The sequence below is a fragment of the Acetatifactor aquisgranensis genome (assembly GCF_943193215.1).
GTDB lineage: Bacteria > Bacillota > Clostridia > Lachnospirales > Lachnospiraceae > Acetatifactor > Acetatifactor aquisgranensis.
On sequence record NZ_CALPDH010000084.1, the window covers coordinates 1 to 2,687 of the forward strand.

Annotated in this window: 5 protein-coding genes; 4 read left to right on the forward strand and 1 reads right to left on the reverse strand. The window is 52.2% G+C overall.

Going from position 1 to position 2,687, the window contains the following annotated elements; all coding sequences use genetic code 11:
- From NFS35_RS28665 to NFS35_RS28680, 4 genes are all read left to right on the forward strand, one after another.
- Window positions 1–337 (forward strand): ParA family protein (locus NFS35_RS28665; RefSeq protein WP_408629664.1); only part of this gene is annotated, 337 nt, incomplete at its 5' end.
- A gap of 3 nt (window positions 338–340) precedes the next feature.
- Entirely contained in the window at window positions 341–1,261 is a 921-nt protein-coding gene (locus NFS35_RS28670; RefSeq protein ID WP_251210357.1) for a ParB/RepB/Spo0J family partition protein, read from the forward strand.
- Window positions 1,262–1,273: 12 nt separating this feature from the next.
- A complete protein-coding gene (locus tag NFS35_RS28675; protein ID WP_251210358.1) occupies window positions 1,274–2,020 on the forward strand; it encodes a VRR-NUC domain-containing protein in 747 nt (248 codons plus the stop codon).
- Window positions 2,017–2,490: a hypothetical protein gene (locus NFS35_RS28680; RefSeq protein WP_251210359.1), complete on the forward strand. Its 474-nt coding sequence runs from the start codon at window positions 2,017–2,019 to the stop codon at window positions 2,488–2,490. Before NFS35_RS28675 ends, NFS35_RS28680 begins: the two co-directional genes overlap by 4 nt.
- Here the strand turns inward: NFS35_RS28680 and NFS35_RS28685 are convergent.
- Window positions 2,478–2,687, reverse strand: a 210-nt coding sequence (locus NFS35_RS28685) for a hypothetical protein (RefSeq protein ID WP_251210360.1), incomplete at its 5' end; no start/stop codon positions are given. The two genes, NFS35_RS28680 and NFS35_RS28685, sit on opposite strands and share 13 nt — an antisense overlap.

A 2,687-nucleotide genomic window follows, 5' to 3' on the forward strand; every position in this document is an offset into this window, starting at 1 on the left:
CCTGGATGCCTATTCGTTGGACGGCCTGGAAGAACTGGTGGAGCAGATAAACCAGGTTAAGGCGTTGAACCGAAAGGCCAGGATTGCCGGGGTGCTTATCACGGACTATGAGAAGTCGGACACAAGCGAAGCGGCGGAAAGTTGGTTGAGGGCAAAGAGCGGATGCCCTGTTTTCTCACAGAAAATCAGACATTCCACAAAGGCCAAGGATGCCACGTTCTACCACCAGACACCGACACGCTACAGTGTACGCAGCGGAGCCGCCCAGGATTATAAAGCCTTTGTGGCGGAGTATGTGCAGAAATTTGGGAACCTGGAAGCAGGGGAAAGGGGTTAAGGGATGGGATTTAATATTCTGGATGTCGTGAACGCCGCAACCAGGGCGGAAGCAGGGGAAAACAAGGATTACCGGGAAATCAACCTGGACTACCGGGACATTGTTGTGACGGCGCATAATAAATACAGCATGGACGAATTGCAGGAAATAGCCACGGGAATTGAAATGGACGGGTTGCAGCAGCCCCTTGTATTGGGGCGTGTAAATGGGGAATACTGGCTTGTTTCTGGCCACCGCCGCCTGGGAGGTATAAAAATCCTTGTGGCAGAGGGGAAAGAAGAGTTTGAAACCGTCCCTTGCCGCTACAAAGATATGACGGAAATAGAATTTCGGATTGCACTTTTAATCGGCAACACGTTCAACCGCAAAATGTCGGATTATGACCTTATGACCCAGGCGGCGGACTGGAAAGAGGTATTGACCCAGGCACGGAAAGAGGGCTTGCTTGTCCTGGAAGCAGGGGAGAGGGTCCGGGATTATGTGGCGGCAGTGATGGGGGAGAGCGTGCCGAAGATAAGGACCCTTAATACCATAGACCAGAACGCCACGCCGGAAGTGAAAGAACAGTTCCAGAAAGGCAATATGGGCATCACGGCGGCCATGGAAGCATCCAGGGCAGACGAGGGAACCCAAAAAGAGATTGCAAAGGCTTCCGAGGACAAAGGCGGCATGGGGGCGGAGGAAATAAAGGCCATGGCCGAAGAGAAAAAACACCGCAAGACCAAGGAAGAGGAAACCAGGGAAGCCAATGTGTCAGATACCGACACAACCAAAGAGGAAAAGGAAAACGCCCGGAAACTTCATGCCGTAAAGATGATTGAAAAATATTATACCTGGCTGAATGAAGAGGAAACGGGCATCCTGGAAAGGATGTTGGAGGACCTAAAGCGGCGTAAACGGGAATATGCCATTGAGGAAGAATAGGAGGTTTGGAAAATGAGGATGCAGAACATGAAGAAAGGGGAAACCACGGAGCAGATGGCCCTTTTCGTGTGGGCCGGGAACAATACACACGTCTTGCCGTGCCTTTCCCTTATGTACCACGTCCCAAACGAGGGGAAGAGGACAAACGGGGCGGTATTAAAGGCCATGGGGCTGAAAAGCGGCGTGCCGGATGTGTGTCTGCCCGTGGCAAGCCATAATTTCCACGGCCTTTATCTGGAAATGAAGTATGGCCGGAACAAAGCAACGCCGGAGCAGGAAGCATTTATGGCAGGGTTGCGGCAACAGGGCTATAAGACAGCGGTATGCCATGGGGCGGAGGAAGCAAAGGCGGAAATCCTGGACTATTTGCAGGAACCTGGGAAGATGCCGCTTGCAAAGTGCATAAACGCCCCGTGGATTGACGGGAAGTGTGACGGCGTTCCAATGGGGCGTATGTTCTGCCGGGAGCATTGCCGCAAGTGTGAAAGGCACACGCCGACACGGGCGGAAAGCACCATAAACGCCAACATGGCAGCAGTAGACGAATATTTCAAGGTGCCAATAATAAAGACCATTGCAGACCTTTCCGCCGGGAAGCCGCTAAAGAACATGACGTTGGAAGATACGTTGGAAACCATAAACAAGAACCTGGCGTTCCTGGTGACTGGAAAACAGTTGACCGTGGAGCAGTCGGCGGCGGTGCTTACCGTTGCCATGGATGCCTATAACCAGGCCAAGAAAGGGGAGGATAAGGCATGAGAAAAAAGACAGACGGCGGCCATGCGATACCAGAAGAGGATTTAAGGGAAATGGAGCAGGAAGAGGGCCGGGAAATGCCGGAGGGCGTGGAGAGCCAGACGGGATATTGCCGCTTTTGCGGCCAGGGCGGCGTTGTCCATACAATGATGGGATGGGGCCAGGATGAAGTAAACGAAGCCGTGACGTGTAGGTGCCAGTGTGAGGAAGCCAAAAAGTATGCAGAAAGTAAGGAACGGGTGCAGAAAGCAAAGAGTCGTATCGAAGAACTATTCAGTAGCACGGCGGAAAAGCCCATTGACCAGAGCGTTGTAAATATCATGTTCCGGGCCGTGGATGCCATAGAGGAAAAGGCCATGAAAGGCATCACGATTGACGTAGGGCAGGGCATAAAGGCAAGGGTTTCCAAGATGGCAAAGGAAAGCATAAAGGTGGAGCGTTCCGAAGTGCAGAAAAAGACCTATGAGGAATAGGGGGGCAGAGGTTGGAAAGGATGGATGCCGATATTAAGGCAGTAGCCAGAAGTATCATACAAGGCAACGAAAAGCGGAAAAAGAGAATAAAAGCCGGAAAGGCCAGTGCCTTTGACATTATGGCCGCCGCCGTTGTGGAAGATGCCTTGTGTTCTTCTTGCCAGAATATTGAGAGCATCCAGGCCAGGCGGCAGATG